The sequence below is a fragment of the Syntrophomonas sp. UBA1041 genome, from assembly GCF_002316705.1.
Taxonomy (GTDB): Bacteria; Bacillota; Syntrophomonadia; order Syntrophomonadales; family Syntrophomonadaceae; genus DTU019.
Genome location: NZ_DCEA01000071.1, coordinates 104686 through 112941, shown reverse-complemented (window position 1 = coordinate 112941; position 8256 = coordinate 104686). Strand labels below are relative to the sequence as shown.

Here is an 8256-nt window from a genome sequence, read left to right as displayed (position 1 = left end):
CTATGGCATCATTCATGAAAAAGGATATCAGCAATAAAGAGACAGCGGCTACCACCCCGGCCACCGTAACCGCTGTCCGCATGCGGTTACGGGCCACAGAACGAAAACTCATCTTCCACAAAGGGCTCAAGCGCTGCCAGAAAAATGGCAGGCGTTCCAGCATATTGCGGGAGGTCTTGCCGGGCGGCTGAGCGCGCATTGATTCTGCCGGGTTAATGCTGACGACAGGCATGGACGCGCTAAGCCCGGCTGCAAGTCCCACTGCAGCCGCGAGTATAAAACTGTATGCCACTACCTGAAAATGATAGCCTTCTACTTTGGGAAGGTTAAAGTACATGGCATATATTTCGTTGAGGGATTGGGAGAACAGCAATCCCAGGCTGCTTCCGGCCAGCGCTCCTATCATACTGACCGCCAGGGCATAACTGCTGTAATGAAAAACCACCGCGGAGTTACTGAACCCCAGGCCTTTCATAATGCCGATCTGAGAGCGCTGCATGCGGATCATGCGGCGCAGCAAGACGATTTGTATCCCCGCAGCGATGGTCAAGAATATGATAGGGAAAAATCTGGCCATGATACGGCCGCTGGTCAGCTCGGAGTCCAGTAAGGAGTGACTGAGCTGATCCTTGCGAGGATAGCTGGCCAGGTTGCCATAGGAAGAAAGCAGGTTCTCGATTTGCGCCACTATGGAATCGGTGTCCGCCCCGGGTGAGAATACCACCAGGATCTGGTTGACCTGCCCGGGAAGGTTGAAAACTTCCTGAGCCTGGTTCAAAGGTATCATGAATATACCGAAGGTTTTAGGGTCAGGCACCATGGCGGAGAGGTCTTTGACGGCGTACACGAACTCGGGGCCTATAGCCGTCCCCACCACAGTAAGTGGAACCTGCCTGCCCTCGGCGATTATCTCTACATTATCACCGAAACTCAGGCCATTGGCCTCCAGGTAGGAGGGATCAACCAGGGCCTCCGCCCCGCCGTTGGCCGGATAGGCTTCGAAAAGGCGGCCTTGCTCCAATTCGACGCTATTGACCTGTTGATTCAGGGGCAAAGGGTAAGAGGTGAGCCGGGCTGAGGCCCGGGTGCCGTCCTCTTTTATAACCGCCACATCCTGCTGTATGCGTACGGTTACCTTTTCTATCCCGGGTATGTTGGCGATCTGCTTGGCTACCCCTTCCGGGGCGTGGACCACATGGAAATAATGATCAGCGAAGTTATTGTCATCATAAAAACGCTCCTGAGCATAGCCCAGGTTGGAATAAGTGGTCGACATGGCCACATACAGGGAGATGCCTATGGTAATAACCAGGGCCATGGCAAAAAACTGCCCCTTGCTGGTCCATATGCCGCGCCACAGTTTGCGATATAATACCTTCATTACCACTCAATTCCTTCAGGTGTTGCCCGGCTGGCATTGACTTGGATCTCCGCCACTCTGCCGCTGCTCATACGCACGACCCGGTCGCCGATGGCGCCGATGGCCGCATTGTGGGTTACAATAACTACCGTGCTGCCATGCAGCCGGTTTACCTCTAAGAGCAGCTCCAGTATGCTTTTGCCGGTTTGATAATCCAGGGCGCCGGTAGGTTCATCACAAAGCAGGATCAAGGGCCGTTTTACTATAGCCCTGGCGATAGATATGCGCTGCTGCTCGCCGCCGCTGAGTTGAGACGGGAAATGGTCCAGGCGTTCATCAAGCCCCACCTGCATGAGCACTTCCTGGGTCGACAGCGGGTTATCGACCAGACTGGCAGCCAACTCCACGTTCTCCCAGGCGGTTAAATCTGATATCAAATTATAGAACTGGAAAACAAAGCCGATATGGTCCCGGCGGTATTGAGTCAGTTCATTGTTGCCGGCCAGATGCAAAGCCTGCTGGCGAAAAGTCAATTCACCGCTGCTGACCCGATCCATACCGCCTATCAGGTTTAATAAAGTGCTCTTCCCAGAACCGCTGGGACCGAGGATTATCAGTACTTCCCCCGCAAAGATGTCGATAGTGGTGGCTTTAAGGGCTTCTACCGAGACCTCGCCCATCACATAGGTCTTGGTTACATCCTCCAGGTGAACCAGAACATGATCCGCCATTTGCTGCTCCTCCCCACAAGTGCCGGTGTGCCGTCAAGTTGAATTTACCCCTTCAAGGTAGCGCTGTCAATGGAAAACAGAGCTAGAAATGATTCCGGAAAGCAGTTGCCGCTGCTCACGCGCTTTGGGTCTGAGGTTCGGCTGGAGGGGATAAATCGGGGATGTTGAGTGCAAGTAGCAGATTGAGCAGGGCAATGCCTGCGGCTGCCAAAAACACCCACTGATAGCCGAAACTGGCCCAGATCAGTCCGCCTCCGATGGGAACCGTCATGGAAACCATGTGATCCAGGGTTACGCCCATAGATAGCGTGGGACCGATATCATCAGGGGTGTCGACGATGCGGTTCAAATAGGTGGCCCGGGCCATATTGACCGCGAAGAGGACCTGGTCAGTGATAAAACAGGCCATTATCACTGTTAAGGCCAGGTTAGCGGGAAACCAGGCGGGTGCAAAGGCATATAGGATGCAGATAACGATCAGACCCAGCGATTCAGCCGCAATGATGCGCTTTTCTCCGATGCGGTCGATGGCCATGCCCAGGAGGGGACGAAAGAAAAGGCCCACCGCCGTACCGATCATACTCAAAATAGCAAAGACTTCCACCCCCTGGTCGAAAAGACGGATCAAGACCCAGGGGGCAAAGGTGAGAAATATCTGCTTGCGGGCTCCGAACAGGATATTTAGTAAATAGAAAAGGTTATATTTTTTCTTGAACAGCAGGTAACGGGGCGGTCTCTTAATTGGCTCGCCTTTAATCATGGCCATGCACACCGCTGCTGTCAGGGCACAGCTTCCCGCGATACCGAAGATTAGAGCAAAAGAAAAGTCAAACCGGCTCACCCCGATATAGACCAGGAGTGAACCCAATAAAACCCCGGCCGCTTCAAGGCCTCCGATCTGTCCCAGCAATTTTCCGGCCTGGTTTTTATCCGCCAGGCGCAAGGCCAGTGACGAGCGCATCACCATAAAAAGATGAGCGCCGGTGCTCCACAGCAACATCCACAATACCACCAGGACCATATTGTACGCGAAAAACCCCTGCCCCCACAACGACACCGCCACCATCAGGGCCGCTACCATAGTCACCCGGGTGTCCTTTAAGAAAAGCAGAAGAGTAAAAACCACTACCACCAGAAAACCTGGCAACTCGCGGGGAAATTCCAGGGCTCCACGGGCTATTTCGCCGAGATGATGAACCTGAGCCAGGTAGTTGTTAAAAGAGGGGTCATACAGACCACTGTATATCCCCATCATCAAACTTGCCAGGGAAAACAGAAGCAGGCTCAGATTATAGCGCCGCAAATCCATAGAAACTCACTCCCCGCCACCGCATTCATTCAGACTATTGTACCTCTTTGCACTCTCTACTCACAAGGGAGTTGATGAGACTGAATGGGTAAGGTATGAGAAGCAATTGATGAGCAAAGTCCTGGAGGAGGCAAAAGGTAGGCGGTTAGTAGACGGGTACTAAAGTGGAGTAAAAATCACCTATGTGTAGGAAGAGCAACGGTTGTCTTTTAAAAGCAAACCGGCGGGGGATGGCCTCAAGAACATCCCCCGGCTGGACTCAATTAAGCATGATCTCCGGTGAAGTCCTGGTTTTCTCAATGGGAAAGGCATTGCCTCCGAGGATATCCTGGTAAACCGACTGATAGTCTAAGGCCATGCGCTGCCTGGAAAACCGGGTTTCAACCCACTGACGGCAATGACTGCGCGGCAGGGAGGCAACCTTGGGCATGACCTCGCAGGCCTCGGCGACGTTCTGTACCAGGAAACCGCTTACGCCGTCTTTTATCACCTCGGGCATCGAACCCTTGTTAAAAGCAATTACAGGAGTGCCGCAGGCCATTGATTCAACCACGGTCAAACCGAACATCTCCTGATATGATATGGGGTGCAAGACCGCATAAGCATTCCGCAAAAGCTCATCCCTTTGAGGCGGGCCTACCGAGCCGATATATATGATTTGCCGGTTGTCTATATGCGGAGCCACACGTTCGTTATAGTAATCCTTGTCCTGGATAATGCCGGCGATCAATAATTTCATCCCGCTTTGCCGGGCAATCTCTATGGCCTGCTCGGTGCCCTTATCGGGATGTATGCGGCCCAAGAATACCAGATAATCACCGGGCTTGTCGCTGAAGGTAAACTCATCCAGGTTTATGCCGTGGTAAACCGTACGGACATAGTCTAAGTCGCGGTGCCTATCCGAATCGCTGATAGATACATAATAATTGTTGCGGTTATATTCGCGGTAAATTGGTACTATCTTAGGCGAAGAGAAGCCGTGGATGGTGGTCACCACCGGTGTATCTGTCATACGGCTGAAGGCTAAGGGAATAAAATCGTAATTGTTGTGAATCATGTCATATTTGTGCGCATTCTCGAACAGGTGGGCGATGTGCATCGCTTCCCAAACCTTGGGATCGATCTCCGGGTTCTCCTCATACGGATAGGGGCAGATATACTCCAAGCGAGCCGCCGTTTTGGAATCACCGGTGGCATACAATGTTACTTCGTGCCCCAGTTTTACCAGCTCTTCAGTGAGATTCGAGACTACCAATTCCCAGGGGCCATAGTGCCGAGGCGGCGTCCTCCAGGCGATGGGTGACAGCATTGCAATTTTCATGATATACCTCCAGGTTTTTGATGCCCGCCCCGAAGCCGGATGTTTTATTAATCATAGATAAAACAGTGCGGGCATCTTAATCGTCTGTTATTTATTTGCCAGCTGGGGTTCGAGACCTTTATGCAGCCGGTACTGCTCATACATAGCGCTGAGATTGCCGATCGGGTCCGAATAGAAATCCTCCCGGTCATAATCCTGCAGCCAGGGATGGCGCTTCTCTACCTTCTCCGGGGCGGGTTCATAGAGCCGCTGAGTCTTGAAAGCCTCCAAAGCTGGTTTAGGGGAGTGATCAGATCTGAACAGGCCGAAATACCTCTCATGTATTCTCCTGTCCAGAGGAGGGCGATCCCATAGATGGGGGTGATAATCCGCGAAGCACCAGGCCAGGGCACCCAGGATATGCTCTTGTTGCAGCAGAGTCAGGGCTCTCTGGTAGAAGTCCTTAACCGACTTTTCTTCAAAAAGGGGGAAAAGGCTTAAAACTGCGGTTTCAGCCCTTTCTTGATCGTTTTCACAGGTTGGTGCGCCAAACTCCTCCAGCAGCACAGGCTTTCCGCCCATCCACTCGGTTACCGTGGCCAGGAAAGGAAGGGCATGAGCGTCGAAAGGATCCTTTACCCAGGCCAGGTAGGAGGGATAGCCATGCATGCAAAGGTAGTCGCAGTACCTGGCGACATCCTGCGGCCACATACGGCGGTCCTGTTCCAGATCTTCGCTGTGCATGCCGATGGTAACCGGCATACCCGGGCTATAGCTGCGGATGGTTGAGGTCATTACATCCAGCCAGCCTCGGGCCCTTTCCCGGTCGGGAGGTATGGCGAAATTGGAGTTTTCATTGCCCAGGTCGTAGCCGTACAGAGACTGGTGGCCGTGGACGTGCTGGCAGACTGAGGCGATCTGAAGGGCTTGGGCTTCGATAACGGCTTCATCGCTGTAGCAATCCCGCAAAGCCCTGTCGGTGTATATCACACCTCCGGCATATATATCGAAGGGTTGGGGCGCTGAGTAATCGGTCAGCATCCAGGCCGGCATCCAATTGACCCCGCTCATGTGGCCGCAGAAGAAGGTAGGCATGATCTGCAGCCCGTGGCGCCAGGCAATATCCATCGTTGTGGCAAGATGCTCCAAAGCCGCTGGGGAGATGAGGTCTGGCCGGGGCTGGAAGTCTTCCCAGGTAAGAAAAATGCGCACCAACTTAAACCCATGCTGCTGTAACAGACTAAAATCGCGGTTCACCTCGTTGGGGTCAAAATTCTTCCACCAGTACATGGCTTTATGAATCGGCCAGTAATTGATGCCCTGCAGGAAAGGCGTATTATCTGCCATATGATCACCTCCGGCAAAAAGGTTACAGTTAGTAGCCTTCCTCCACTTTTGCTCTTTTATTCCTTATGTTATGCCGGTCTGGCATCGGGCAGAAAAAATCTTTAGAAGTCGGAATGAAGACCCAGAGGGAACGATTGTCTTATCTGCATCGTCAGACAAAAAAACAGCCGGGAGCTATAAAACCCGGCTGTTGATATAAGCAGTTGTCACGGTTTATAATGGTTTTTTCCTGCCCTGAGACAGGATTAAAGCGGTTTACATGAAGGCTTCTTCGGCTACGTCAATACAGCTTCTGTCGCCGGCCTTCATGGCCTTTTCGAATCCGAATACATCAGTAACATGGTTCATGATATAGAACTTGGCGCTGGCGATTTTGCCCTTGTAGAAATTGGCATCGTAATGGTCATCACCCAGTTCAGCCAGTTTCTTGGCAGCTAAGATGGCCTGGGAGAGCATCAGCTTGCCGCAGTAGACCCTGGCGCCTGAATGCATGGTCCGGGTGGCGAAGAGCTGTTTCATCTGCTTGTCGCCGGCGGTCCAGGCAGCATTCATGTCAACGATATTCTTGAAAGAAGTCATGGCTTCAGACATCATAGCGAATTCAGCTGCGAATTCATCAGTCTTCTCGTTGGCAACAAAGTCATCGATTTCTTTTACCCACTTCTGGAACGGAGCGCTGCCTTTCATGGTGAACTTACGGCCGGTATAGTCCTGGGCCTGGATGAAGTTGGTGCCTTCCCAGATGCCATGGATAACGCAGTCTCTGTATAGCTGAGCCCCGGCATACTCTTCCATGAAGCCGTAGCCGCCGTGGCATTGGATCGCTTCCCCGGTGAGAATGCGGGACATATCGGATGAATAGGCCTTGCACAGCGGGTTGTTGATCGCAAACATATCAGCATAGTATTCTCTTTCTTCCTCGGTAGCAGCATCTACTTCCAGATCACGGAACAGATAGGACTGGTAAATCAAAGCCCGGATGGCTTCCATGCCGGCTTTCTGGTACATCAGCATGCGGCGCACGTCTTCGTGTTCGATGATGCGTACACTGGGTCCTTTGGGATTGGTTGAATGTTTGCTCTGCACGCGCACTTTGGTGTAATCCAGAGCCGCGTAATAAGCGGAAGTTATGCAGCCCAGGGTGAATAAACCGGTGTTCAGGCGTTCTTCGTTCATATACGCGAACATCTGTGACATACCTACGCCACGACCGTCTACTACTTCTTTTTCGCCTACCATCCAGCCGTAGCAGTTGTCGTTCTCGCCCATGGCCAGGGTGAGGGTGGAGGAGCCATGAATACCCATTTTATGCTCGATGCCAACGGAAGTTACGTCATTCCAAGCACCCACGGAGCCATCCTCGTTGACCCAGAACTTTGGAACGATGAACAGAGAGATGCCGGCGGTGCCTTCTTTGGCCCCGGGGGTCTTGGCCAGCATCAGGTGGATGATGTTTTCCGCCAGATCATGGTCACCGGAGGTGATGAAGCATTTCTGGCCTTTCAGCTTGTACAGGCCGGGGGTTTCGGTGGGGAATGCCTTGCTCTGCACCGCGCCCACTTCGGAGCCCGCTCCCGGTTCGGTCAGACCCATGGTGCCGCCCCATTCGCCGGTGTACATCTTGGGCAGGAACATATCCTGTTGTTTTTGGGTGCCGTAATCCTGGAGCACAGTGGTGGCGCCCTGAGTCAGACACCAGAACATGACTATGGCGGCGGATGCAGCGGACTGCATCTCCAGAATCGGAGCATACCAGGACAGCGGTATCTTGCCGTCGCCGCGGAAACCAAACTGAGGCCCCAACTCAGCTTCCATAACGGTTTTATAAACATCCTTGAAGACATCGGGTGTAACAACCGCGTGTTCGTTCCCACCTACAAAGGTCGCCCCGATTTCGTCGGCCTCTTTGTTGGCCGGGCAGATTACATCGCGGCACACTTTGAAGTTAACATCGAGGAAATTATCGATGTCGTCAATCCCATAGTAGTCCTTATAGGCATCTAAGGACAAAAGCTTTTCTGTGTCGAGCCATTCTTTGATCACGAACTTGATGTCCCGCGTGTTCATCAAAAAATTGTTATGTGGCAATACAGTTCCCTCCTTATTAAGATATCTAATGTCTGTTGAAACAGTGAGAATACCTGGGGTATTTGGCCGAAACCAAATCTGATATGTTTCCTGCCCGGGGAAAACCGGGCAGGCACAAATT

6 protein-coding genes are annotated in these 8256 nt (G+C 52.5%); all 6 read right to left on the bottom strand.

The window, feature by feature from the left end:
* A partial coding sequence (locus B2633_RS11260; protein ID WP_483170759.1) for an ABC transporter permease occupies nt 1–1381 on the bottom strand: 1381 nt, incomplete at its 3' end.
* Nucleotides 1381–2091, bottom strand: coding sequence for an ABC transporter ATP-binding protein (locus B2633_RS11255; RefSeq protein WP_481041239.1), 711 nt, complete (start codon nt 2089–2091; stop codon nt 1381–1383). The genes B2633_RS11260 and B2633_RS11255, both read right to left, overlap by 1 nt.
* 115 nt (nt 2092–2206) lie before the next feature.
* Nucleotides 2207–3400 carry an MFS transporter gene (locus B2633_RS11250; RefSeq protein WP_481041237.1) on the bottom strand — a complete coding sequence of 398 codons (1194 nt, stop codon included), beginning with the start codon at nt 3398–3400 and terminating at the stop codon, nt 2207–2209.
* A 259-nt stretch (nt 3401–3659) separates the two neighbouring features.
* Nucleotides 3660–4721: a glycosyltransferase family 4 protein gene (locus tag B2633_RS11245; protein ID WP_483170757.1), complete on the bottom strand. Its 1062-nt coding sequence runs from the start codon at nt 4719–4721 to the stop codon at nt 3660–3662.
* Between the two features lie 87 nt (nt 4722–4808).
* Nucleotides 4809–6047 carry a glycoside hydrolase 5 family protein gene (locus B2633_RS11240; RefSeq protein ID WP_483170756.1) on the bottom strand — a complete coding sequence of 413 codons (1239 nt, stop codon included), beginning with the start codon at nt 6045–6047 and terminating at the stop codon, nt 4809–4811.
* A 255-nt stretch (nt 6048–6302) separates the two neighbouring features.
* Nucleotides 6303–8135, bottom strand: coding sequence for an acyl-CoA dehydrogenase (locus B2633_RS11235; RefSeq protein ID WP_483170754.1), 1833 nt, complete (start codon nt 8133–8135; stop codon nt 6303–6305).
* Between the last annotated feature and the right edge of the window lie 121 nt (nt 8136–8256).